We start from the raw sequence: 25,039 nt of genomic DNA on the forward strand, positions 1-25,039 counted from the left end.
AGCTTAAAGCTGGCCTGTGGCGACCAGCATCAGAATGTAGATTACTGGAGGACTAAATCTGTTTGTTGAAGTCGATAAAAATAATCGTGTAGTCCTCATAGTGGGAGAAATTATGTGATCATTTACCTTCCTCGTGTTCGAGAAGTACTGCTCCAGAGCGCCTTTCCCTAGAGTCACGAAAATCTCTTTGTACCAATCGCCACAAGCTTTCTTAAAAGCCAACGTTTCAGTTTGCTCAAGCGTAAATCCGATGTGTGCCAACGTATTTTGTTGCACTGATTCAAGGCATAGGGTGAGCGTTTGATCATTTAACGCCAACATAAGCTGTTCAACTTTTAGCATTGTTTCATCATAGTACGCTCCATGACTTGTCATGCTGGAACCACAGCTCGGACAGATTAATGCTGGGGTTTGCATTCGACTAAGATTCTTTACAGTGTAAGTGCATGAAGAACAACTATTAATGAGCCTCGTTCCGTGTTTGTAGCAGTGAAAAACACCCTGTAGTTGGTGCTGTTGGTGAAAATATGAAATACCAACAGTATCTAAGTCTTCAGAAATACAGTCTTTGCAGTAACGCCAAAAACGATTATGTACCGTTTGGGATTGTGTGAAGTCGATGTCATATGGCTTTCCTTCCAAAAACAATGGTAGTTCGCGTTTCTCTCGCTCGTTGAGGAAAGACTCGATGACGTTACCGTGCATATGCATTTGCCAAATCGAACGATTGTCATCATTAAGAATATTCATCAGTATGGCGTCTAGGTCAGACATGACTGTAACTGGCGACGCACTGAAATTTGCCAGTCCTACACGTTTTGCTGAAGTAGCAAAAGTGCCAAAAGGGGACATAGTATGAACTCGGCTAAGGAAGCTTCTTATGTGTTCGTTCGGTAGTAGGTACAAGATGTTATTCATACTTTCTAGCCTGCGCTAGTAAGGCTTCAGGAGTTAAGCTCTCTAGCATTTCTTGGTCTTTCTCAGTAAGGTTTGCGGCAGAACGAGAGCTTCTAATGGATTTCTTATAGACTTGGTTGCCGTCAATATCTGAGCCACTTTCAGAAAACAAATCCTGTTGAACCGAGTGCAATTGAGATAAAGGATTGCAATCCTCATATTTATAAAATTGACCACGCTTTAGTGCCGTTAATGCGCCTGAGACCAAGAGAAATTGTTCTTTGAATACATGGTCTAGAGCAGCCATGCTTAGGTCTTGATTGTTTGGTGTTAGATAAGTCAGATAAGACAATGTGGCCTTGATTAGGCTGCTCGCGATAGCGGGGATCCCTGCTGATAAGTAGTGAACATGGCGTGTCAGAGTATCAATGTCAGTTGTCTGATTCTTAAGTAATTGTGTCGGGCACATTTGCTTAATGAAGCGTTTCCAAAACGAACTTTCAACATCACATTGCTCTAAGATTAGCGACCCTGTCTTTCCAATTCGCCTAGCGGCAGTCATCTCTTTAGAAAACAGATTGAGTGTTGATAGTGTCCCGACGAGTAATAGTGGTACACCGACCTTGTTAAACAACTCTTCCACGAACTTTAGTGTGGCGTTCTCGTTGTTACCGACTTTCTCGTACTGTCGAGTTTCAGATAGGTTCTGAGCTTCATCTAGAACAATAATCCCAACACCATGGATGAGTAGCGCCTTACGAACCGCAATCATGAGCGCCGTAACTGAGCTTTTCTGATGTGACTCATAATAATTCTCACCAGTTACCGAATCGATGGACTCAAGAATCCTCCAGAGTAGTGCACGCTGCCCGCGAGCTGTTGGGATATCGATCTTAAGCCAGACAATTTGTTCGTAGGTGAACCTTTGTCCTTGGTACTCTTGATGTGAAATGACTTGAGGAATGGCAGACAAGATGCTTTCTATCATCGCTGACTTTCCGCGACCCGATAGACCTGCTACCAAAAAACTCTGCTGATTTGCTGTTTGCTTTAGAGTGCGCTCTTGCCCTTCAGGTATTTCAATAGAGTCGGCAAATTGCAATTGTTTAATATCGCCATACACCAAAGGGTTGCGATAGATATAGCCTCGCTCAATCATGCGAAATACGGTGTCATAAAGGCGTGGGGCTTCATCCTGAACAACATAGCACTCAGATAGGTTATCAATGAATGTTCTGGTGTAGTAACCATGATGCTCTGTAGGAAGCGAACTAACATCAATCAACATGTCAGGAGATAGTGTTGTTGCCTGGATAAATTGTTTAGGTAGCAATGGCATTCCAAGCGCTTCAATCAGAGGGTTTTGTGCCATCTGAGAGTTAGGGTGAGGTATATAATTAGCTATCATCTTGTTCATCATCAAAGTCAAAAAAATCAGGTGTTTCCAAGTGTTGGGTACTCTTTTTAGCAGTGGAGCTAGCGTTATCTTCGGAACTTAACGTTGCTGCTATTTGTTCAGATTGTTTACTGCGTTCAATAGAAGAGACGATACTCTTTCGTTCTTTGATACCTGTCTGGATAGACTTTGCTGACGATGTTTTTAAGAATCGAGCGTCAGCTTTTGCTTGTTTATCGATTTCATCCAGTTTGTTTAAGAACTCAATTTTGTTAGCGAATGAATGTTCTTCATGAAGGCTTTGTTTTTGTTTGGTTAGTTCGATTTCATGAAGGGTCGATTGCCAAATTTGATTACGATACGCTTCAGAGCGGTCAGTGAGTTCTAAAGTAATTAGCTCATTAGATTCAGGATCTTTACACCAAATAAAGTTCGTTGAATTTTGGTCGTATCGAACCTCCACAGTGTATCGGCCAAAATTACGAGCTTTGTCTAACCATTGTTTATGAATGATTTTGTTAGCGCTGTAATACAGCCCCTTAAAGTAAACGCCCTCCATTCTCACAGTCGCCTTGTCAGCAGGTAGCAATGCGAAACGAAGTCGCTCTTCAGGAATTTGAGCTGGCGGTATCATCATTTCTTCTAGGCCGTAGAGATATAAGTCTCTAGGAGAGAAACCAACATCATCACGAGACATCTCGAAGTTATGGTTGTTCTTTCTAAGGCGGTTGTTATTGGTATAAATGATTGTTCTTATGAGCTTTTCCATGAATGCTTCGAAGGACATCGACGCTTTTCTAGAAGCGTGTTGCTCTTCCTTGCTGGGTACTTTCATGACTTGACCAGGCACAAATCGAACAGCATTTTGATGAAAGATATCAAATGCTTTCTCGACAGTTCCTTTACAATCCCCGCGATGATACGGAGCGAAACTGGCGATTGATAAGCCAATTTCGCCCTTAAGCATGCTTTCAATATTACGGTCTGTATACTCGGAACCTCGATCCATGACTAACTGTGAGCAAACATGGTGGCACGGCCATTCGTTTTCAGTAATTTCAACGCCATAGCGTTTAGCAAACTGGACTTTGTTGGTAAAAGCATTGAAAAGGGCTTGTGATGCTCCAGTCCAATCTGGGCCGTGAAAACAAGCATGAGTGCCAACAAACATGCCAGACCACGTATCTACAACTAGATAGATCACTGGGCGTCCCGTGGCTAACTGATTGGTTTTGTCGTAGGGGTAACGTATGTATTGATCAACGACTGTTGCATCTATTTCATAGCGACTTGTGGGGCCACGAACACCCTGCCGAGCAAGGCCTGCACGACCTCGGTAGTCTTTTTGAAAATTGGTCGTGCCGACAGCCTTCCTTATCAATTCAAGTTGATCTACGTTTTGCTTAAAATGATATTTAAATGCATTTCGTGAAATGAGTTTGGCCCTTGGAACAGGTAAAGCTATCTCATGTGCTTCTTCAATCATTGGTTTAACACGTGCATACATGAACTTGCGTGTAAACTGATCGTAAAGGTCACTCAGCCTAGCTTTGCCACCGTTTGGAATGGTTTTAGCAAATCGTCGAATATGTTTAATGTCTTGTAGAGTGACTCCACGATAAGGACTTCCATATTTGGTTTTCGGGCCACTTTTGCCTAACTCAGGGTCTTGGTCAAATGACGGTACTTCAGGTAAAGACTGATTCGTTCCGCAATTTCTCCATAGAGGGAGTAGAGCATTGACGTGAGAACCGTAATACCAGTAACGATTTAAAATTTTTGCTACATAACTGCGGCTGCGACCTGATGTTTCTATCAATCGATGTAAGATTGAACTGCTATCGATAAAAAGATAGTTGTAACGTAGTTCGTCGTTATCGATTAACGGGGCAATAATGTTAAAGCTGCTATCTCTGCGTTGTAACCACTTTCTGCGCTTCTTATCCTTCAGTAACTCTTCGTCCGACATGTATAGGTAAGGGCTAAAGGAATGCTCTAGCACTTTCCATTTGCCCAGCTCTATTTGCCTCAACGTATCACTTAGCATAATCGTATGAGGCCTTTTAGGGCGTTCAACATTGAGCTGAGTGACAGCAATTTGGTCGAGGTCTTGGCAAATATCTACGATAAGATATTCAAGCCCTTTTTTGCCATCGACTAATTTTTGATTAATTCTCATCGTGTTGCGTAATCATCATTACAGGGCGAAAAACTTCTATGCGCTCATTCAGGTCAACGTCTAGTTGACCTGAATACGCAAGATGTTGAAATATCTCTAACGCAGCAAGTTCGGTTACATCATGTACTAATGATGCGTGATTCAAATGCTGCTTTAGAGTTTTCTCTGGGTCGTTCATAAGGCTCTTGTTTAGAGTGTTTAACATCCCTTCGCACAGTGGGCCTTCGATTTGGCTCTCGCGTACATGATGGTAAGTCTCTCTAAGCCATTGAAGGTTGTATGTTTTGTTGGGGTTTAAGTCTTCATCTGTTATTTGCGTTAGATGATGGTTGTAATGCCCCCAGTACATCTCTTCAATTTTGAACTTTTGTTGGGTTCGTGTGACTTTTTGGGGAGGCTCAAATTCAGTGCTTAGTGCTGAGGTCGGTTTATAGTTATACGGCTGAATGCCAAGCTGGTCTCTCGTCGCATCATACAAGGTGACAACGAAATCCGTGGTCATGGTTGCAGCAGGAATATCTTTACCATCCCTTTCTTTGTATTTAGCAGGGTGTCGATAATTCAGATGTTTAGCCCACTCGAGAGTTTCATTTATCGGTAAGGGGTATTGTTCTTGTATATCCAAGACTTCAGGATCGTGCTCAAGATGAAAGAATAGAGCAAGCTCACCTAGGCTGAATAAGTGATGGCAGCGTTTCGTCTTGTGACTGAAAACAATATGAGATAGACCGACACTATTTGAACGGCGAACTGTAATATATGGCTCGTACTCGCCATTCTTAATCTTCTTTAAGTGTTTTTCTAATTTTCTGAGCTCATAGTTTGTTATGTATGGTTGCTTAACTATTTTCATATGCCTAATCCTCACTTACTAATATATTGTTAGCAGCCTTTCTAGGGTTTGTCTAACTGGCTGTGCTTATAAGTGGTTGTAAGTAAAGGATTTATTATAACTTATATAATTAGTTTAGAGCTTAGGGAACTGAATTAGAAAAGCTTGTAATTCAATGTGATATTTGAAGTGATACATGGAATTTGCAGTTTTTCATTAGGCTTATTTATTATTCCTTATATAAATCGATATAGAATCTAATGCCTTTATATTTCATTGCTTTAAGAAAGGATTGTTCACGGATCGTACACTTGGATCCCTGACTTAAAAAAAACTGATAAAACATGCAAATTTATTGGTCTGGTTGCTTATTTTCGACAGAGTTAGATATCTTTTTTAAAGAGGCTAATATTACAAACATGTGATGATTAGTTAGGCTTGGTTATGGTTAGCGCAGAAAGATTTATCAGTATGGCATGGGAACTAGAGCTCACCATCTGCTCATTGATAACTGAGCATACACCAGAGGGCTACTTGGATGTGTGTAGAGACCGAGCTAAGAGTAGAGGCATAGATGTCTTTAATCTGAACTTTAATGAGTATGCATCCCCCCTAGTTGCTTTCACAGCAGAAGAGAATCGAGAACTGGTTGCTACTTTGGAAGGTTGTAGACGCAAGACACTTGTCATCTTTGAAGGAGCTGACGCGCTGGCACCTTTGGAGTGTAATGAGACGTTTTGGTTAAGATCTTTACTGGTTAATAGCGATGCTAGTGAGCTTGTTGTTATTTTCTTGGTTACAAGTGAGGGGAAGGTAAGGTTGTTTCAGGATACTGAGGGAGCGTTCTATTGGGGTTGTGTGGATTTAAATTAGAAGTCAGGTAAATACAGTTCTTATTTGATGCATAGATCAACAACTTACATTTAGTCAGATATTAAAATGATTGCTTATTTACTATCTGATGAGTAACTCATGAAAATTAGCTTTGTAGACATTCAAAACTTCCGAAAGTTGAAGCGCTGTCGCGTGGAGTTTGCGAAGGAGCAGACACTTTTAGTTGGGGCAAATAATAGCGGAAAGACCTCAGCGACAGATGCGTTGATTTGTTTTCTCGATAAAGGCAAAAAGATAACCTCAACCGATTTCACATTATGCAACTGGATGGCCTTGAATGAGTTTGCTGAATCTTGGATGAAACAGGGGGCAACTGTAGCAGGGCTGCCAGAATGGCAACCTTATTGTCCTTCGTTAGATGTTTGGATAGACGCAGATGTTAAAGAAGTTCAAAGAGTTTCTCACCTTATACCTACTTTAAAGTGGAATGGAGAACCTTTAGGTGTTCGCTTGATATATCAACCCAAAGACTTAGATAGATTACGGGAAAACTATGTACGTGAAAGGGATGCTGTAGTTAAAGTAAACAAAGAGAAGCAACTATCACTTTGGCCTAGAGACTTTAAAGACTACCTTAAAGAAAAGTTACATGTTGAATTTGAAATCAAAGCATATTTACTTGATCCCTCCAAGAAAGATAAGACTCAAACGCTATCAAATGATTCTATATGTTTTGATTCTGATCCATTTAAGGGTATTTTTCGAGTCGATACAATTGAAGCGCAAAGAGGCTTTTCTGACCCTCACTCAGATTTAGGAAAACCAGCTAGCAGTTTATCTTCACAACTAAACGAGTACTACAAACGCCATTTAAATCCGTCTGATATGCCTGAGGCTGAAGATTTAGATGCGTTAGAGGCAGTTGAAAAGGCTCAAATCGAGTTTGATTCTCGATTGGATAAAGCCTTTGAAAAAACTCTTGGTGAGATAAAGGAGCTAGGATATCCAGGGTTTACCGATCCTGATATTAAGCTATCTAGCAGGTTGAACCCGATCGATACTTTAGAGCATGATGCTGCTGTAATCTTTGACGTTAGAAAACAGAATTTCGGTGACAATACATTTTCTCTTCCTGAGCAATACAATGGATTGGGTTACAAAAACTTGATCCATATAATTTTTCAGTTGATTACTTTCCGAGATCGTTGGTTGAAGGTCGGGAAAATAGGGAAAAAGCGCTCGGAAGAAGATGCGGCGATTGAACCTATCCATTTAGTTTTGGTTGAAGAACCAGAAGCTCACCTCCATGCTCAAGTACAACAGGTTTTTGTTCGTAAAGCCTATAAGGTACTCAGAGAGTATGGAGCCGTTGAAGCTAATTTGACGACCCAAATGGTTATTAGTACCCACTCTAGCTACGTTGCTTATGAAGCAGGTTTTGAATCCCTTCGTTATTTCAAAAGAAAACCTGCTTCTAAAGAACAACCGACTCCTCAGGCTGAAGTGGTGAACCTTGCGACAGTTTTCCCTTCCGAGAAGAAAAATGAAACTGATGTATCGTCCACGAACAAATTTGTTTCAAGGTATCTAAAGACAACTCATTGCGACTTGTTCTTTGCTAATGGGGTGATTCTGGTAGAGGGGGCTGCGGAACGGATGCTTCTACCACATTTCATTTCCAATCATCATCAGGATTTGAGACGAAGCTATATTTCAATATTGGAAATTGGTGGTGCTCATGCGCAAAGATTGCGTCCTCTAATTGAACTACTAGGTTTACCAACATTAGTTATTACCGATACTGATGCGTGTGACTCTCTAGGGAAAAAAGCTCGACCGAAAAGAGGGGCTTCTTTAGAGTTTGGCAGTGAAACACTAAAAAGTTGGTTTGAATTTAGTAATTTGACTTTGGACGACCTACTTGACCTACCACCTGAGCGAAAAGTTCAAAGTAACGTTCGCGTATCTTTCCAATATGGTATTCAGACTAAATTTACTTCGAAAGCGAGAACGACGAAAGAAGTCATTCCTTATACGTTCGAAGATGCAGTAGCTCTGACGAACCTAGAGCTATTTAGGAAGCTAAGTAACTCAACTGGAATGGTAAAGAAAATGCATTTAGCTACAAAAATGAAAACACTAAATGCTTGTTGCAATGCAATGTATAAGGCTCTCGATGGAGAGAAAGCAAAAATGGCTTTAGATCTATTATTTGATGTTGAACCTAGCGATCTGCTTGTTCCAGAGTACATAAGCGAGGGGCTGGTTTGGCTAGAGGGTGAGCTAGAGACTATGAGCTTAGAATATACATGGGTACCAGAAAATGAAGCCTCTGAAATTAAGGAGGAAATGATTGGTGAGTAAGCCTAACAGCCTAATCGGGGTCGATCATGAAATCTACGGATACCTAAACCTTGATAATCCCAAGAGCTTTCTATTATTTGCTGGTGCTGGTTCAGGTAAAACTAGGTCTCTAGTAAATGTATTACAAGAAATACGAGAGAAGAACTTAGGTCGCCTTATCCAAAATGGTCAGCGGGTCGGGGTCATAACATATACCAATGCGGCGTGTAATGAAATTCAACGGCGCTTGTCTTATGACCCATTGTTTCACGTATCCACAATCCATAGCTTTGTTTGGGAGATGATTAAGCCGTTTACCGAAGATATTAAAGAGTGGCTTAAGGCAAAGCTTAGTGCCGATATCGAGGATCTTGACTTAAGAATCTCGAAAGCTAGAGACATCAACAATAAGACTGCTCAGCAGAATATTAGAAAAAGAGAGTCTAAAGCTACGAGATTAGACGAATTACGATTGGTTAAAAAGTTTTCGTACTCGCCTACAAGTAATAGGGTCGAAAGAGGTACGGTTTCTCATGAAGAAGTTATACAGATTACTGCAACTCTATTGAATGAGAGCCAGTTACTTCAAAATATACTTACAAATAGGTATCCCATACTTTTAATAGATGAAAGCCAGGACACCAGAAAAGAGCTCATGGAGGCTTTCATTCAAACTCAAAGTTTGAACCGTTCGAAGTTTTCTCTTGGGTTATTTGGAGATCTCATGCAAAGGATTTATGGAGGAGGGAAACATGATCTTGAGTCCTCATTGCCTGACGATTGGAAGACCCCTTCGAAGACGATAAATTACCGCTGCCCGCAGCGTGTAATAGAGTTAATTAACAGTATTCGCGAAGAGGATGACAAGAAAAAGCAGGAGCCAAAAGCTGGAGCGTCACTTGGAGTTGTTAGGTTGTTTATTGTTGATTCTGATACAGCGCGTAAGCGAGATGTAGAAGCTTCAATTAGAGCTAAGATGTCAGCTATTACAGATGATTCTTTGTGGCTTGAACCAAATCAGATAAAAGCCCTTACTTTGGAACATGCAATGGCAGCTATTAGGGGTAATTTCGATAAATTTTATTTGCCACTTGCAACAGTTGACAGTCTTAGAGACTCCTTACTTAACGGAACAAATACTTCTTTAAGGTTTTTGTGTAATAGTTTATTACCTCTTGTTAATGCAATTCGAGTTCGAGATGAGTTTGCCATTGCAAGTATTATCAAAAAGCACTCTGGAGTTATCAGCTCCAATAACGTGGATTTTTGCTTAGACCCAATATTGACTCTTAAAAGCACAGATGAGTCAGTTGAAAAAGTAAGAGTTATAGTCTCGGAACTTGATCCTTCTGTGGCACAGGTTCTGCGTTTGATAAAAGATTACAAGCTACTCTACATTCCTGATGAACTAAATGTTCTTCTTGTAGGTTTATCTGACGAGACAAACGATGGGGAAGATGAGAATTTAAGCAAACGGTCAATTGCATGGAATCAGGCTCTTTTAGCTCCTATCAGCCATTTGGAAAACTACGCGCTTTATATTAATGAAGAGTTAGGGTATGGAACACATCAAGGGGTTAAAGGGTTAGAGTTTGAGCGTGTTATGGCAATTATGGACGATAATAGTGCAAATGGATTTTTGTTCCGCTATGAAAAACTATTTGGTGCTCAAGAGTTATCCCAGACGGATATACGAAATCAATCAGAAGGTAAAGATACTGTTCTATCAAGAACTAGAAGGTTATTTTATGTGATATGTAGTAGGGCAGAAAAGAGTTTAGCTGTCGTTGCATATACCAAAGATCCTGAGGCTGTAAAGAGGAAGAGTTTAGAGTCTGGCTGGTTTACACGGGATGAAATTGAAATGATGTAGCGGGGCTCTATCTGCTAGTAATTTGGTGACAGTGATTTCTAGTTTATAGTAACGTGAAAAAGGCGAACCAAACGGTTCGCCTTTTTTATTGAAGTTAGTTTCCAACTTAGTTATCGGTTTCCAACTCGGTTATCACAGTTTCCAACTTGGTTATCTGTGATCAGCTAATCACTTAGTCTTGATAGTTATCAATACTAGGGCAAGAGCAGATCAAATTACGGTCTCCGTAAACGTTATCGACACGGTTTACGGTTGGCCAGTATTTTGATGCTTTTGTTTGACGAGAAGGGAAACAAGCTACTTCTCGTGAATATGGATGAGCCCATTCATCACTAGAAAGATCCGCTTGTGTGTGAGGCGCATTGACCAATGGGTTGTCTTCCAATGGCCATTCACCCGACTTCACTTTGTTCATTTCTTCACGAATGGCGATCATCGCGTCACAGAAGCGATCAAGCTCTGCTAGGTCTTCTGACTCCGTTGGCTCTACCATCAATGTACCCGCGACTGGGAATGACATCGTTGGGGCGTGGAAGCCGTAGTCCATTAAACGTTTTGCAATGTCTTCTTCGCTAATACCAGTTTCTTCTTTCAGTGGGCGAATATCAATGATGCATTCGTGCGCTACGCGTCCATTGGTTCCACGGTAAAGCACAGGGTAGTGAGGACGTAATCTTTCCATCACATAGTTAGCATTCAAAATCGCAACTTTGGTGGCTTCAGTTAAACCTTCAGCACCCATCATGGCAATATACGCCCATGAGATAGGTAAAATAGAAGCACTGCCGAGATCCGCGGCTGACACTGCGTGATCTTCACCTTCGACACCACCTTCAATATGACCAGGAAGGAAAGGCGCTAGGTGAGATTTAACACCGATAGGTCCCATGCCAGGGCCGCCGCCACCGTGAGGAATACAGAAGGTTTTATGTAGGTTAAGGTGAGAAACATCAGACCCAATGAAACCTGGACTGGTGAGACCAACTTGAGCATTCAGATTCGCACCGTCTAAGTAAACTTGACCACCAGCGGCGTGAACCATATTACACACTTCTTTCACTTGCTCTTCATAAACACCGTGAGTTGAAGGGTAGGTGATCATGATACTTGAAAGGTTCGCTTTATGTTTTTCGATCTTCTCCGCTAAATCGGTGATATCAATGTTTCCGTTGCTATCACATTTTACGACCACGACTTTCATTGACACCATGGAAGCTGTCGCAGGGTTGGTACCGTGTGCCGAACTTGGAATTAAGCAGACGTTTCGATGACCTTCACCACGGCTTTGGTGATAGCGTTGAATCGCAATTAGACCCGCGTACTCACCAGATGCACCAGAGTTTGGTTGCAGTGAGAAAGCATCGTAACCGGTAATCTCACACAGTTTCTCTTTCAGATCTTTTGCCAGTGCTGCATAACCTGCCGCTTGCTCTTTCGGAGCAAATGGGTGGATTTCTCCAAACTCCGGCCATGTTACTGGAATCATTTCTGCAGCCGCGTTCAATTTCATGGTGCAACTGCCGAGTGGGATCATGCCGTGTGTCAGTGAAAAGTCTTTATTTTCAAGCTGTTTTAGATAACGCATCATTTGTGTTTCACTGTGATGCGTATTAAAAACAGGGTGAGTGAGAAACTCAGAGTGGCGACGGCAACCTTCAGGGATCGCTGCAAATTCGTTCGCCGCAATTTCGGTTGATAAGGTATTAACGGCCTCTTCAACATTAAAGATTGCAAATAGTGCCTTAATATCTGCGATGGTAGTGGTTTCATCTAAACTAATACCTAACTTACCGTGCAATTTGCGAAGGTTAATATCGGCTTGTTGAGCTTTGATATATAGCGTTTCAGTTTCATCACTTGTATTGATGGTGATGGTATCAAAAAAGCTGTGGTGAGTGAGCTCATAACCCGCTTTGGTTAGACCCGCAGCTAGAATTGCTGTCATATGGTGAGTGCGACGAGCAATAGTGCGTAACCCTTCTGCACCGTGATAAACTGCGTAGAATGACGCCATATTTGCCAGTAGTGCTTGTGCAGTACATATGTTCGAGGTCGCTTTTTCGCGTCGAATATGTTGCTCACGAGTTTGCATTGCCATGCGCAAAGCTTGGTTGCCTTTGGCATCAATCGAAACACCAATCACGCGGCCTGGCATAGTACGTTTGTGCGCTTCACGTGTCGCCATGAATGCAGCATGTGGGCCACCGTATCCCATTGGCACGCCAAAACGTTGCGCTGAACCAATCACGACATCTGCGCCCATCTCGCCTGCTGGTTTTAATAGCGTGCTTGCTAGCAAGTCTGTGGCAACAGTAACGAGAGTCTTATTTGCTTGAGCTTTGGCAATAATCTCCGTTAGGTCGCGCACTTCACCGGTGGTAGTTGGGTATTGCAAGAGTGCACCAAACACATCTTGTTCAGGCAGCGAGTCGAGATCACCGATTTGTACTTCAAAGCCAATAAATTCAGCGCGAGTTTTTACCACTTCGATGGTTTGAGGGTGAACATCATTGGCAACAAAAAAGACATTGCTCTTGCTTTTTCCGGCACGCTTACAGAGTGTCATTGCTTCTGCTGCCGCAGTTGCTTCGTCGAGCAGTGAGGCGTTGGCAATATCCATGGCCGTTAAATCCATCACCATTTGTTGGTAATTAAGTAGCGATTCTAAACGACCTTGGGAAATTTCTGGTTGGTATGGTGTATAGGCGGTGTACCAGCCTGGGTTTTCCAACACATTACGCAAAATAACGTTAGGCGTAAATGTGTTGTAGTAGCCTTGACCAATGAACGTACGTTTAACTTGGTTTTGCTGGGCGAATACTTTCATGGTCGTCAGCATGTCAGCTTCACTTTGTGGAGCGGCAAGCGACATTGGTGCTTCTAAACGAATCTGCTTAGGAACGGTTTGCGTAATTAATGCTTCAAGGCTTTCGGCATTAATGGTGTTGAGCATTTTTTGTTGATCATCAGCGTTCGGTCCGTTGTGGCGTGCAACAAACTCATTTTGGGTACTCAATTCATTAAGTAGTGTGCTGTGAAGTAATTCAGTCATTTCCTTTACCTTCTCATAAGGCCTGTTGCGACCTTAAAAAAAAGCCACCCATACTGGGCAGCTTTGATTCGTGATGGGCTGTTTAGTCTTCTTCGATAGAGCTTAAGTACTCTTCTGCATCTTTTAGATCGTCAAGTTCAGAAGGGTCAGACATTTTCACTTTTACAATCCAGCCACCTTCATACGGTTCTTCATTGATCAGTTCAGGGCTATCTCCTAACTCTTCATTGATTTCAACGATAACACCGGTAATAGGCGCATAAATGTCTGAAGCGGCTTTCACTGATTCGACAAGAGAAAAACTGTCGCCAGCGTCAATCTCAGCATCCACTTCTGGTAGGTCAACAAACACAACATCGCCTAGCATTTCTTGTGCATGCTCAGAAATACCGATCGTAACTGTGCCGTCACCGTTGTCGCGCACCCATTCGTGGCTTTCTGCAAACTTCAGTGTATTGTCCATTGCTTAATCTCCAAAAAAGTATTGATTTGAAACTTGTGTTTAATTTGAAAGTGTTACTGGTAAAGTGGGAAGCGTTGGCACAACATTTTCACTTGTTTGCGAACCTGTTGTTCCACTTGTGCATTACCTTCTGGGCTTTCTATAAGACCATCTAGCACATCACCAATCCACTGCCCAATGAGTTTGAATTCTTCACGACCAAAACCACGGCTGGTCCCAGCCGGTGTACCTAAACGAATACCCGAAGTAATCATAGGCTTTTCAGTATCAAAGGGGATGCCGTTTTTGTTACATGTGATTCCTGCACGTTCGAGAGCTTGCTCTGCCACGTTACCTTTCAAGCCTTTTGGACGTAGGTCTACGAGCATCAAGTGCGTGTCAGTTCCGCCAGTCACAATGTCACAACCGCGAGTTTGCAATACTTCAGCGAGAACTTTTGCGTTGTCGATCACTGAATCGATATAGCTGTTAAATTCAGGTCCCAATGCTTCACCAAAGGCGACCGCTTTAGCGGCGATAACGTGCATTAATGGCCCACCTTGCAGGCCCGGAAAAACAGCTGAATTAATTTTTTTGATGATCTCTTCACTATTGGTGAGGATCATCCCGCCACGTGGGCCGCGCAGTGTTTTGTGGGTTGTGGTGGTGACAACGTGAGCATGAGGTAATGGGCTAGGGTGTGCGCCAGTTGCGACCAAACCTGCAATGTGCGCCATATCAACCATTAAGATGGCATCGACTTCATCGGCAATTTCGCGGAATTTAGCAAAATCGATGACGCGAGGAATGGCGGAGCCACCAGCAATGATCATTTTAGGTTTATGCTGTTGTGCCAGTGCGCGAACATCGTCGTAATTGATCTCTAACGTTTCGCGATCAACCCCGTATTGAATGGCGTTAAACCACTTACCGGATAAAGCAGGTCGAGCCCCATGCGTTAAGTGGCCGCCAGCATCCAAAGACATTCCCATAATGGTGTCGCCCGGCTGGAGCAGTGCAAGTTTGACTGCCCCGTTGGCTTGAGCGCCTGAATGGGGTTGAACGTTTGCGTATTGGCAATTAAAAAGCGATTTAGCGCGCTCGATAGCAATTGTCTCTACTGTATCAACATGTTCACAGCCACCATAGTAGCGTCGGCCTGGATAGCCTTCTGCGTATTTATTGGTAAGGCAGGTTCCTTGAGCTTGCATGACCGCTTTCGAAACAATGTTTTCAGAAGCGATAAGCTCAATTTGTTCATTCTGACGGGCGTATTCAGCTTGAATACCGGCGAAAACGGCGTCGTCAGTTGCTGCTAAATTGGTTGAGAAGAAACTCTCTAGGCTGTGATTTTGGTAAGTTTTGTTCGCGTTTGCATTCATGGTAGATGACCTTCCAATAATCCAACGAATATTGATTGTATTCGCTGTTCCTTTTTGATGGCTGCTTTACTCAACGGCTGTGTAGGGTTGTGAGAAAACAGGGTGTTTAGTTATCCCTAAACTCTTATTACGTTCCCCAATTATTCGGGGTGAAAACCACTCAAATATTGTTAAGTCCTTCACGATAGCGAGCGGTAAATAGCATCTCTTCATCTAACAAGTCAGTAACATACTCTCTGAGTTATGAACAATCAATTAAAAATTTCCTATAGGAAACTCGGTTTCTTATTTTGTTAGCGAGAGCACGCTTTATTTTGATGTTGTTCTTTAACCTGATGACGGCTTCATGCCACAATGATTTTTGTGATCAGGAAGAAACGATAATCGAGGGAAAGCATGTCTGAAGACATCTATGATGAGTACCCATCACTCACACTTGCTAAAGAAAGCGGCGAGCAAACCATAGAGCCATTAAAACTTGGTCAGCGAATCAAAGACATTCGTGCCAAGCTGGGTATTACCTTAGAAGAGGCTAGCCAACGTACCGGGCTTGCTCGTTCAACATTAAGCAAAATCGAAAACGAACAGATATCACCAACCTTTCAAGCGATGCAAAAACTTGCGCATGGTTTGCAAATAGATATGCCGCAACTCTTTGAGCCACCGAAAAAAATTCTTGCCACAGGGCGGCGAGATATTTCTCGTTGCGGTGAGGGTAAGCCGCATCCCACGCCTACATACGAACATGAATTGTTGGCAACACAGCTTTCAAATAAAAAGATGATGCCATTCAAAAGTCGAGTGCGAGCAAGAGCATTTGAAGAGTATAGCGACTGGGTTCGACACGACGGTGAGGAGTTTTTACTTATTCTCTCTGGTGATGTTTTATTTTACAGCGAATTTTATGAGCCGGTGCGTTTAGCCGAAGGTGACAGTGTTTATTACGATGCCAATATGGGGCACATGTTGGTCTCTGTCAGTGACGATGATGCTCTAATTTTGTGGGTAACAGCTAAATAACTAACAAAAGATTAAGTTTCCTATAATGAAAGCAAACGGTTGCTTTTGTGCTCATCTGCTGGAAAAAGGCGTTTCATGGAGCGACTATTGCTCAATGAAGCGCCTTTCTTTTTTCTTCTAAATTGTGATTAAGTTGTTAATTTTGCCAATTGGCTCGGTTTTCAACTTGTGAATCCCATCAATCGAGCGCATTCTTGTTCACTATTGGAAACAGAGTTTCTTTCATGTGGAGCTGTTTGCCTTGATGAGGCGTAAAACTCCCCGTTGGGTCGGCAGAAATGGAGACAAAAATGACTCAAGATAATGCAAATCAAACATTACTTACTACACCGTTACATGCTTTGCACAATGAAGTAGGCGCAAAAATGGTGCCATTTGCTGGCTATGATATGCCTGTGCAATATCCGCTTGGTGTAAAAAAAGAGCATTTGCATACGCGTGAAGCGGCCGGTTTGTTTGATGTCTCTCATATGGGCCAGTTGCGTTTACGTGGTGTTGATTCAGCAAATGCTTTAGAAGCATTGGTACCGGTTGATATTATTGATCTGCCTGCTGGCAAGCAGCGTTATGCTTTCTTTACTAACGAACAAGGCGGGATCATGGATGACTTGATGGTGGCTAATTTAGGCGACCATCTATTTGTTGTGGTGAATGCTGCTTGTAAAGAACAAGACATTGCTCATCTACAAGCCAATATGCCTCAAGGTGTAGAACTGGAAATTATTGAAGATCGTGCTCTTTTAGCGCTTCAAGGTCCGAAAGCGGCCGAGGTGCTAGCACGCATTCAGCCACAAGTTGCCTCTATGTTATTTATGGATGTGCAAATTATGGATTTAGACGGTGTTGAATGCATTGTCAGCCGTAGTGGTTATACCGGTGAAGATGGCTACGAGATTTCTGTTCCAGCAGAGCAAGCGCAACGTCTTGCTCGTCAATTAACAGCTTATGACGAAGTTGAGTGGATCGGCCTTGGTGCTCGTGATTCGCTACGTCTTGAGTGTGGTCTGTGCCTTTACGGCCATGATCTCGATACCACCACCACGCCAGTTGAGGCAAGCTTATTATGGGGTATCAGTAAAGCTCGTCGCGCCGATGGTGAACGCGCAGGTGGCTTCCCTGGCGCTGATATCATCTTAAAGCAAATCGAGACTAAAGATGTCTCGCGTAAGCGCGTTGGGTTAGTTGGTCTAACCAAAGCCCCAGTCCGTGAAGGTACAGAGCTATTTGACGCTGATAACAATAAAATCGGTATTGTGACCAGCGGTACGGCTAGTCCAACGGCGGGTAAACCTGTTTCCATGGCTTATCTGCGCGCTGATTTAGCGGCAATTGGTACGCAGGTATTTGCTCAAGTACGCGGTAAAATGCTGCCAATGGCCGTAGAAAAAATGCCGTTTGTTCCTCAGCGCTATTACCGAGGCTAATGCATACAGAATTTAAATAGTCACAGCATAAAAATCTGTGCTATTTATGCAATCTTAAGTACTATCTAAATTCTTAATGATAAGGAATGACATTATGAATAAGTGGGTAGTACTTTTTTCTTCACTCGCCATTTCGGGCAATGTTTGCGCCGTTGATGTAAAGCCTTATATCGTCAATGGCTCGTATGCAGATGTGACAACTTTCCCGTCCATGGCGAGCCTGTTTTTCGATCAAATTGACTATACACGAACTTATGGTAGCGCTAGTTACTGTGGCGCTTCATTACTCAGTAATCAATATGTTTTAACAGCGGCGCATTGTATTTACGGCAATGAGAAAGCTCAGCTTTTTACATCGGTTGTACCACAACTACAAGATGAACGTGATTTCCCCAGTAATATCATGGAAAAAGGCAAAGTCGCCGCAATTTATTACCCATCAACATACAACCATTCGACGTTATTAGATGATATTGCGATTCTGAAATTGGAAACGCCATTGACTACGGTTTCCTCTGTTAACTACTTAAAACGCCCTGATGCCGGTGATGATGCAACCTATCGTTCATCTAGCGAACAATTTGTCGCGGTAGGGCATGGCAATACTGCTTCTAATGTTGATAACAATACATTACTGCTACAAACTAACTTAACCTTTGTACCGAATAATCTGTGTAATTATGAATATAAAACTGACAAGAATTTATGTATGGAAGGTGTTATCAGTGGTTTGACTGGTCTTGAAAACGCCACTTGCCAAGGTGATTCAGGTGGTCCTTTATTTTGGTCACATGGCAGCGAATATATCCAAGTTGGACTAACCAGTTTTGGTCCTGCGACTCGATGTGGTGACCCATCACCTTCGGTTGGCGCGACATCGGTGTTTACAGAAATCCATGATTATGCCGACTGGATTGATAGTGTGATGAATGGCGCTGAATCACCGAAGTTCGTTGCCACTGAAGCTAAACGACAAGCTTATTTAAATCCACCAAGTTCAGATTCTGGTGGTGGCTCTTTAGGTTGGTGGTCATTACTATTGATATTCAGCACAGTATTGCGTCGGCGTTGGCTTTAGATATTGTTAAAACCAGAGAAGATAGAATAATAGTCTCTATTTTTGAGCGGCCTAGGCCGCTTTATTGTAGAGAGAAAACCACCGGCTATGCCGGTGGATACTTTTTTTTGTTGGCTTTGTCAGAACTGATAACTTTCCGGTACCACCACGATACCTTTCTCCGAAATATGAAAACGCTGTGCATCTTCTGCGCGGTTCAATCCTATTTTGGTATTCGGGGGCACTTTTACATGTTTATCAATAATGCAGTTGGTTAACTCACATCCAGCGCCTACCTGTACATCATCGAATAAAATGCTGTCCACAATAGTTGCACCGTCATCAATTCGTACATTGGAAGAGACAATAGAGTGTTGGACTGAACCGCCAGAGTTGACTACACCGTTGGCAATAATAGAGTTGATAAAAATACCTTCGTTACCGGTGGCTGAAGATACAGTACGAGCAGGGGGGTATTGTGCTTCGTAGGTGCGAATTGCCCAGTTCTTTTGATACAGATTCATTGGCGGAACGGGTTCAAGTAGATCCATATTGGCGTCGTAGAAGGAATCAATCGTACCTACGTCACGCCAGTAGCAGTCTTTTGCCACTCGGCCATGATCGCCACAAAACTCATAAGCATAAACAGAGCCTGTTTCGATTAATTTCGGGATGATGTCTTTACCAAAATCATGGCTAGAATGTTCTAGTTCAGAGTCATCGTGTAAGGCGCTTTTTAATGTTTCCATGTCGAAAATGTATATCCCCATAGAAACCAAACTGCGATTTGGGTTATTGGGCATTGGTGGTGGATCGCTCGGTTTTTCGAAAAATGAAGTGATCTTGAGTTCTTGATTGACACTCATTACACCGAAAGCCGAAGCTTCATGTCTTGGTACATCCATACAAGCAATGGTCAACGCTGCTCCAGATTTCTTATGCTCCTCTAACATGGCGGCGTAATCCATGCGGTAAATATGATCACCAGAGAGAACCACGACGTGTTTAGCATCACTTCGAGAGAGCAACCACATATTGTGATAGATGGCGTCAGCTGTTCCTTCGTACCATTTCCCTCCTTTACGCATTTGTGGGGGAACCACCGTAATGAATTCGCCAAGTTCTGGATTGAAAATTGACCAACCATCACGCAAATGCTTTTGTAAAGAGTGAGATTTGTATTGAGTGAGAACTAATATCTGGCGTAGCCCGGAGTGGAGGCAATTGGTGAGTGTGAAATCAATAATTCTATATTTTCCACCAAAGGGTACCGCCGGTTTCGCTCGATCATCGGTGAGGGGGGATAGTCGTGAGCCCATACCACCTGCTAACACGACTGTTAATGTGTCTTGCATCTTATTTCTCCCTAAATATGTGCAATTCATATTCCATCATAGAGAGTAGTACAATTTTCGAGCCACAACAGAAAGCGATTTTAAACAATAACTTACGAATCTAATAATGTATTACTGCACAATATTAGAGCAATATTTTTTAGAAGGTGCACTGTTTTGTGCTGCAATGATCGTCTGTTAAGCGAATTGATCCATTTCAATGCTGGCTAAAACGGATACGAGGTTACGCCCTGACGTTTTAGACTCATACAAAGCAATATCTGCTCGTTTATATACTTCTTCAGGTTTCTCGGTAATATCAGTGATGCCTCCGCTGATTGACACTTGTTTTTTATGGTTTAAGTGTACGGCAACTCGTAAACGGTGCATGACCAATTCTGCTTCATCGAGACGGGTGTGCGGCATAATAATGGCAAATTCTTCTCCACCGATTCGAGCAAGAAAATCGGTTTCTCTTAAGTGTTCTTTCAATTGCAGAGCCACGGAACGTATGATTTTATCGCCTTCAGCATGCCCGAGTTTGTCATTGATTCTTTTGAAGTGATCGATATCGATAATAGCTAAGCATGACTGCTCACAATTTGGATAACGTTTGACGCGCATACATTCCGAACGAATTTCTTGGTCGAATTTTCGGCGATTCCAAATGTTGGTTAACGAATCTTTTTCACTAAGCTCGCGCAGTCTATCTTCTAACTCTTTGCGATGACTGATATCGACAAACGAGGCAACGTAAAATTGGATAATGCCAAGCGTATCTCGAATGGTTTGAATCCGAAGAATTTCGGTTTGCAAAGAACCATCTTTACGTTTGTTAACGACTTCGCCTTCCCATATTCCTTCATCTTGAAGTACTTTCCACATATTCATGTAGAACTCTTGGTTGTGCCTGCCTGAGGAAAAAACGGACGGTTGTTTTCCTCTTACCTCTGCTAATGTATAGCCACTGATACGAGTAAATTCGCGGTTAACTTTAATAATTCGGTTATTGCGATCAGTAATGACCATCGCTGACATACCATTCATCGCAGCCCTAGCTAATTTACTTTCAATACTGTTTTTATCGTGGTGTGCATTCCAACGCACACACAAGCCAGAGATAAACATTACCAATAATGCCACAACAATAGATTGGAAGCGGATTGTCATGTGCTGTTCATTAACTAACTGATTTATGGTTAGTACATCTAATGTACGGAGTAAATAGAGAGAATCCATGCCAGGAAATACACTTTGCAGCGGAACTGAAATAAAGCTGTATCCAGTCCCGTTGTCTGTGATGTTGCCGGAATGGTAAAGCTGCATTGTACGCCATAATTTCGGTGCTAGTTGACTTATATTGGTGGAATGCAGATCGACAGCATCATCACTGAATATAACCGTTGGGTCTTCTGCGTGTATATAAGTACCATCTCGCGCAATAATGTCAGGACGCACTAATGTGTCTAAATTATGATCCAGTCCTTTATAAAGATGTTCAATACTTAAATTGGTAATGAAATAGCCTTGTCTTTTGCCATCAAAATCAATGGGCGCAATAATTATAAACACAAACTGCTTGGGAGAGACTAATTGACCATTCTCCATCTTCTGGCTGATGCTAAATATACTGATTTGATTTGGCGGTAGACTTTGCGCATATTGGAAATAGTCACGGTGAGCTTTGTTTTGAAGGCTGTTATGGGGCACAACTTCAGTGACATTATTTTGTTGATTGACTCGAACCAGTTCATTACCGAATGCATCAAAAAGTCTCAAAGATGAGTATAGATTTTGTACTCTGGTGGTGAGTACCCAAAGATCTTGCAAGGCTTCAGTATTGAGTTCTGTTGGATCACGCAGTGCATTGTATAGCATGCCATTGGTAGAAAGGATTTCAGTCGATTTATAAACGTTGCTGACCGCCGCAAGTAATTCGTGCTTATGGTATTCCAATTGGGAGTGGGTATTTTGTTCGATCAGTTGCAAAGTCTGTTGTTGGGTTTTGTCGAACTCATGCACAAAGTAAAGCAGCGGCACAATCCCTAATACGGCACAGACAAGTAACCATTGGGCTAAATATTTATATAATGAACGAAACATAATGGCACGTATAAGTTATTGAGTGCATATTATAGCCTTACTATTTGAGATGTCGCTTCCATATTTCTCAGTTCGTGGAGTAGGTCAAATTTGTCGGTTAGTGCTTGGTGGCAAAATGAATGAAATAATAGAAGCAATAAAGAAAATACGGGTGCACGCAATCGCAGGTACACCCGTCTGATTTAAAATTGGAAACGGACACTCATGGCGATTTGAGGGCCATAAACGCCATTGTTTTTGGTTTCAGCGCTGAGTGATAATTGTTCGGTAGAATGAAAACGAATACCTGCACCAAATACGGAGCGCTCATCGTTCTTCCCAAGTTTAAAACTTGCTTCGAGTTGGTTTGATAACCAGATACGGCTGCCAATATTAAATTCCATCCGGGTTTCGCTGTCTCCACCTTCTTCATCGGTCTCTTTTATATGGTGAACAAGCAACTGTCCGAATACATCGGCAAATTGATTGATTGGACCATTAAAACCGATACCACCAGCGGCATCCCAATCACCATCAAACCGAGAATCATAACGAGCGATAAGGTGTGTATTTTCAGTCAATAAGGTACTGAATTCGACGCCAGAGGATTCAGGGTTTACTGCGGTTCTTACTTCAAAAAAGTTATAACTAAAATTATTTGCTTGCACTGAAAAAGAAAGAACACATGCCAACCCGACTAGGCTCAGTGAGTACGCTTTTTTATACATGTACGCTTCGTCCTGAATGATGTAATACAAAGGAGTTAAGATACAGCAATGGCCTGCAAATTACAGGCCATTTTATTAAAAATTAGCGCCTTATTGTTTTTTATCAAACACGAGAAGTGGAGAATCTAAGAGGTTTTAGAGTATCTGCACTTGATCCACTTCGATTTCAGGTGTGCGACCGCCTTCATACTCCCCAAACAGACGCACTTTTGTTTCCGCGTTGATGGGAGCTGCCAAGTGAATATCATCATCCAATTCGACTTGAATCTCTCCTTTGCCATCACTGAAGATAAACTTGTCGTGACGAATTTGACGAATTAACTGCCCTTCAACCACAACGTGCTTTTCAGTAAACATGCTAGTGTCTTGTAATAATGAGTCTACCGATGTCAATTCAATGGGCCCATTGTAATTAATAGCAGGACTATTTTGAATTTTATGATGGTCACCTGCGAAAGCGAAAATAGGAGCAATCATCATCGAAGCGGCTAAAGCTAGTGTGGTACGTTTCATTATCAATTCCTTTATTGGTTTGCTGTTTTGATGATGTGATTAGAACATGTTGATTTTGAATGAGAACTGAGGGCGGCATTAATATTCCATTCATGTTATTGAGTGCGGTGTGACTGTGAAGGTATGATTGATGCCAAATTTATTAATCAGAGCTCGTATGGAATCGTCATTAAAGTCGTTAATGGTTCAAGGCACCACGTCAGACGCTGGCAAAAGTGTGCTGGTGGCAGGTTTGTGCCGTGTATTGTTACGTAAAGGGGTAAAGGTTGCCCCATTCAAGCCGCAGAATATGGCATTAAACAGCGCGGTAACGTCTGATGGTGGTGAAATTGGTCGAGCTCAAGCGGTTCAAGCCCAAGCATGTGGGATTGAGCCTTCGGTTCATATGAACCCTGTGCTGCTTAAGCCTAATTCGGATACTGGCGCACAAGTGATTTTGCAAGGCCGAGCCCTATCAAATATGGAGGCGACTAGCTACCACGATTATAAAAAAGTAGCGATGGACACCGTTTTAGATTCTTTTGCACGGCTACGTCATGAGTACCACAGTGTGATGATTGAAGGTGCTGGTAGCCCGGCAGAAATTAATTTACGCGAAAATGATATTGCAAATATGGGGTTTGCAGAAGCGGCTGATGTACCAGTGATTATTATTGCTGATATAGATAGAGGTGGCGTTTTTGCCCATTTGTTCGGTACTTTGGCACTTTTATCTGAATCGGAACAAAACCGCGTGCAAGGTTTTGTGATTAATCGCTTTCGTGGCGACCTTGCTTTGCTCCAATCGGGCCTAGATTGGCTCGAAGAGAAAACAGGCAAACCCGTCATTGGCGTTTTGCCATATTTGCATGGGTTTGACTTGGAAGCTGAAGATGCAATAACCAATAGCCAAGTCATAAACGAGGATACAAAACTACGTGTGGTGGTGCCTATTTTTACTCGGATTAGTAACCATACCGATTTCGATGCGCTACGTTTAAACCCAGATATTGATTTACGCTATGTTGGAAAAGGAGAGCGACTAGACAAGGCGGATTTGATTATCTTGCCGGGAAGTAAGTCGGTGCGCGCTGATCTTGATTACCTTCGCACACAAGGCTGGGATGTTGATATAAAGCGTCATTTAAGGTTTGGCGGTAAAGTGCTAGGGATTTGTGGTGGCTATCAAATGCTTGGTCACACCATTAGTGACCCATTGGGTGTTGAAGGTCAGCCTGGAGAAAGCCAAGCGCTCGGGCTATTAGATATGACCACTGAATTGACCGCTGAAAAGCAGCTTACCAATGTGCAAGGTGAACTGATTTTACCTCAAGGAAAAGCACAGGTGTCCGGCTATGAAATCCACGTTGGACGCTCTACGCCTATTGCTGCGTCTTCGAAAGATCTCATTAACTTGAGTTCAGGCCAAACGGATGGGCTACACAGTGACTGCCAGCAGGTGATGGGCACCTATTTACATGGCATTTTCGATAGTTTTGCCGCCACAGATCTAATTTGTCGCTGGGCGGGTGCACGCAGTATCCAGTATTATGATCATGTTGCACAAAAAGAGCAGGCGATTGACCGTATTGCAGATGCAATTGAAGAGCATTTGGATTTAGCACGATTGTGGCCAGACTTACCAATGCAATCAAATGAGTAAGCACACTAA

General features: G+C 42.5%; 18 protein-coding genes. 7 read left to right on the forward strand and 11 right to left on the reverse strand.

From position 1 onward, the window contains the following. Nucleotides 1-3 precede the first annotated feature (3 nt). From HGG78_RS09010 to HGG78_RS09025, 4 genes are read right to left on the reverse strand one after another with little or no spacing between them, the layout of a single operon-like run. Nucleotides 4-918, reverse strand: coding sequence for a TniQ family protein (locus tag HGG78_RS09010; RefSeq protein ID WP_172532685.1), 915 nt, complete (start codon nucleotides 916-918; stop codon nucleotides 4-6). Beyond that, nucleotides 911-2,269, reverse strand: coding sequence for an ATP-binding protein (locus tag HGG78_RS09015; protein WP_254068182.1), 1,359 nt, complete (start codon nucleotides 2,267-2,269; stop codon nucleotides 911-913). Before HGG78_RS09015 ends, HGG78_RS09010 begins: the two co-directional genes overlap by 8 nt. A gap of 25 nt (nucleotides 2,270-2,294) precedes the next feature. Next, nucleotides 2,295-4,472 carry a Mu transposase C-terminal domain-containing protein gene (locus HGG78_RS09020; RefSeq protein ID WP_172532687.1) on the reverse strand — a complete coding sequence of 726 codons (2,178 nt, stop codon included), beginning with the start codon at nucleotides 4,470-4,472 and terminating at the stop codon, nucleotides 2,295-2,297. After that, nucleotides 4,462-5,325 (reverse strand): TnsA endonuclease N-terminal domain-containing protein, encoded by an 864-nt coding sequence (locus HGG78_RS09025; protein ID WP_172532688.1) that lies wholly within the window; start codon nucleotides 5,323-5,325, stop codon nucleotides 4,462-4,464. Before HGG78_RS09025 ends, HGG78_RS09020 begins: the two co-directional genes overlap by 11 nt. A gap of 450 nt (nucleotides 5,326-5,775) precedes the next feature. On the opposite strand from HGG78_RS09025, the gene HGG78_RS09030 reads away from it, so the two are divergent. The 3 genes from HGG78_RS09030 (at nucleotide 5,776) to HGG78_RS09040 (ending at nucleotide 10,354) form a co-directional block, all read left to right on the forward strand. After that, the gene (locus HGG78_RS09030) at nucleotides 5,776-6,177 is read left to right on the forward strand and encodes a hypothetical protein (protein WP_172532689.1); all 402 of its coding nucleotides are present in this window, start codon (nucleotides 5,776-5,778) and stop codon (nucleotides 6,175-6,177) included. 99 nt (nucleotides 6,178-6,276) lie between these two features. Next, entirely contained in the window at nucleotides 6,277-8,502 is a 2,226-nt protein-coding gene (locus HGG78_RS09035; protein ID WP_140358111.1) for an ATP-dependent nuclease, read from the forward strand. Continuing rightward, a complete protein-coding gene (locus tag HGG78_RS09040) occupies nucleotides 8,495-10,354 on the forward strand; it encodes a UvrD-helicase domain-containing protein (RefSeq protein WP_140358112.1) in 1,860 nt (619 codons plus the stop codon). Before HGG78_RS09035 ends, HGG78_RS09040 begins: the two co-directional genes overlap by 8 nt. Nucleotides 10,355-10,526: 172 nt before the next feature. On the opposite strand, the gene gcvP is transcribed toward HGG78_RS09040, so the two are convergent. The 3 genes from gcvP to HGG78_RS09055 form a co-directional block, all read right to left on the reverse strand. Further along, a complete protein-coding gene (gene gcvP, locus HGG78_RS09045) occupies nucleotides 10,527-13,406 on the reverse strand; it encodes an aminomethyl-transferring glycine dehydrogenase (RefSeq protein ID WP_172532690.1) in 2,880 nt (959 codons plus the stop codon). 82 nt (nucleotides 13,407-13,488) lie between these two features. After that, nucleotides 13,489-13,869, reverse strand: a complete 381-nt coding sequence (gcvH, locus tag HGG78_RS09050) for a glycine cleavage system protein GcvH (protein ID WP_053312046.1) — start codon at nucleotides 13,867-13,869, stop codon at nucleotides 13,489-13,491. Between the two features lie 53 nt (nucleotides 13,870-13,922). Then, nucleotides 13,923-15,230, reverse strand: coding sequence for a serine hydroxymethyltransferase (locus HGG78_RS09055; RefSeq protein WP_172532691.1), 1,308 nt, complete (start codon nucleotides 15,228-15,230; stop codon nucleotides 13,923-13,925). A gap of 396 nt (nucleotides 15,231-15,626) precedes the next feature. Here HGG78_RS09055 and HGG78_RS09060 point away from each other — a divergent pair, with 396 nt between their 5' ends. From HGG78_RS09060 to HGG78_RS09070, 3 genes are all read left to right on the forward strand, one after another. Next, the gene (locus tag HGG78_RS09060; protein ID WP_171981311.1) at nucleotides 15,627-16,250 is read left to right on the forward strand and encodes a helix-turn-helix domain-containing protein; all 624 of its coding nucleotides are present in this window, start codon (nucleotides 15,627-15,629) and stop codon (nucleotides 16,248-16,250) included. Nucleotides 16,251-16,540: 290 nt separating this feature from the next. Further along, nucleotides 16,541-17,674 (forward strand): glycine cleavage system aminomethyltransferase GcvT, encoded by a 1,134-nt coding sequence (gene gcvT, locus HGG78_RS09065; protein ID WP_172532692.1) that lies wholly within the window; start codon nucleotides 16,541-16,543, stop codon nucleotides 17,672-17,674. A 76-nt stretch (nucleotides 17,675-17,750) separates the two neighbouring features. Beyond that, nucleotides 17,751-18,752, forward strand: a complete 1,002-nt coding sequence (locus HGG78_RS09070; RefSeq protein WP_172532693.1) for a S1 family peptidase — start codon at nucleotides 17,751-17,753, stop codon at nucleotides 18,750-18,752. A gap of 119 nt (nucleotides 18,753-18,871) precedes the next feature. On the opposite strand, the gene glgC is transcribed toward HGG78_RS09070, so the two are convergent. The 4 genes from glgC to HGG78_RS09090 all read right to left on the reverse strand — a co-directional run bounded on the left by glgC (nucleotide 18,872) and on the right by HGG78_RS09090 (nucleotide 23,388). Next, nucleotides 18,872-20,116, reverse strand: coding sequence for a glucose-1-phosphate adenylyltransferase (gene glgC / locus HGG78_RS09075; RefSeq protein ID WP_255091334.1), 1,245 nt, complete (start codon nucleotides 20,114-20,116; stop codon nucleotides 18,872-18,874). A 147-nt stretch (nucleotides 20,117-20,263) separates the two neighbouring features. Continuing rightward, a complete protein-coding gene (locus tag HGG78_RS09080; protein ID WP_172532695.1) occupies nucleotides 20,264-22,168 on the reverse strand; it encodes a sensor domain-containing diguanylate cyclase in 1,905 nt (634 codons plus the stop codon). A gap of 182 nt (nucleotides 22,169-22,350) precedes the next feature. After that, nucleotides 22,351-22,875, reverse strand: coding sequence for a hypothetical protein (locus HGG78_RS09085; protein WP_172532696.1), 525 nt, complete (start codon nucleotides 22,873-22,875; stop codon nucleotides 22,351-22,353). Nucleotides 22,876-23,010: 135 nt separating this feature from the next. After that, a complete protein-coding gene (locus HGG78_RS09090; RefSeq protein ID WP_172532697.1) occupies nucleotides 23,011-23,388 on the reverse strand; it encodes a YgiW/YdeI family stress tolerance OB fold protein in 378 nt (125 codons plus the stop codon). 157 nt (nucleotides 23,389-23,545) lie between these two features. Between HGG78_RS09090 and HGG78_RS09095 the strand changes: the two genes are divergently transcribed. After that, nucleotides 23,546-25,030, forward strand: a complete 1,485-nt coding sequence (locus HGG78_RS09095) for a cobyric acid synthase (RefSeq protein ID WP_172532722.1) — start codon at nucleotides 23,546-23,548, stop codon at nucleotides 25,028-25,030. Nucleotides 25,031-25,039: the final 9 nt, after the last annotated feature.

Origin of the sequence: Vibrio aestuarianus, from assembly GCF_012395185.1 — a bacterium.
GTDB classification, from domain to species: Bacteria; Pseudomonadota; Gammaproteobacteria; order Enterobacterales; family Vibrionaceae; genus Vibrio; species Vibrio aestuarianus.

Bases quoted from the DNA above. Each gene is read 5' to 3' on its own strand.
- HGG78_RS09010 (WP_172532685.1), bottom strand. From the start codon at position 918: ATGAATAACATCTTGTACCTACTACCGAACGAACACATAAGAAGCTTC.
- HGG78_RS09015 (WP_254068182.1), bottom strand. From the start codon at position 2,269: ATGGCACAAAACCCTCTGATTGAAGCGCTTGGAATGCCATTGCTACCT.
- HGG78_RS09020 (WP_172532687.1), bottom strand. From the start codon at position 4,472: ATGAGAATTAATCAAAAATTAGTCGATGGCAAAAAAGGGCTTGAATAT.
- HGG78_RS09025 (WP_172532688.1), bottom strand. From the start codon at position 5,325: ATGAAAATAGTTAAGCAACCATACATAACAAACTATGAGCTCAGAAAA.
- HGG78_RS09030 (WP_172532689.1), top strand. From the start codon at position 5,776: ATGGCATGGGAACTAGAGCTCACCATCTGCTCATTGATAACTGAGCAT.
- HGG78_RS09035 (WP_140358111.1), top strand. From the start codon at position 6,277: ATGAAAATTAGCTTTGTAGACATTCAAAACTTCCGAAAGTTGAAGCGC.
- gcvP (WP_172532690.1), bottom strand. From the start codon at position 13,406: ATGACTGAATTACTTCACAGCACACTACTTAATGAATTGAGTACCCAA.
- gcvH (WP_053312046.1), bottom strand. From the start codon at position 13,869: ATGGACAATACACTGAAGTTTGCAGAAAGCCACGAATGGGTGCGCGAC.
- HGG78_RS09055 (WP_172532691.1), bottom strand. From the start codon at position 15,230: ATGAATGCAAACGCGAACAAAACTTACCAAAATCACAGCCTAGAGAGT.
- HGG78_RS09060 (WP_171981311.1), top strand. From the start codon at position 15,627: ATGTCTGAAGACATCTATGATGAGTACCCATCACTCACACTTGCTAAA.
- gcvT (WP_172532692.1), top strand. From the start codon at position 16,541: ATGACTCAAGATAATGCAAATCAAACATTACTTACTACACCGTTACAT.
- HGG78_RS09070 (WP_172532693.1), top strand. From the start codon at position 17,751: ATGATAAGGAATGACATTATGAATAAGTGGGTAGTACTTTTTTCTTCA.
- glgC (WP_255091334.1), bottom strand. From the start codon at position 20,116: ATGAATTGCACATATTTAGGGAGAAATAAGATGCAAGACACATTAACA.
- HGG78_RS09080 (WP_172532695.1), bottom strand. From the start codon at position 22,168: ATGTTTCGTTCATTATATAAATATTTAGCCCAATGGTTACTTGTCTGT.
- HGG78_RS09085 (WP_172532696.1), bottom strand. From the start codon at position 22,875: ATGTATAAAAAAGCGTACTCACTGAGCCTAGTCGGGTTGGCATGTGTT.
- HGG78_RS09090 (WP_172532697.1), bottom strand. From the start codon at position 23,388: ATGAAACGTACCACACTAGCTTTAGCCGCTTCGATGATGATTGCTCCT.
- HGG78_RS09095 (WP_172532722.1), top strand. From the start codon at position 23,546: ATGGAATCGTCATTAAAGTCGTTAATGGTTCAAGGCACCACGTCAGAC.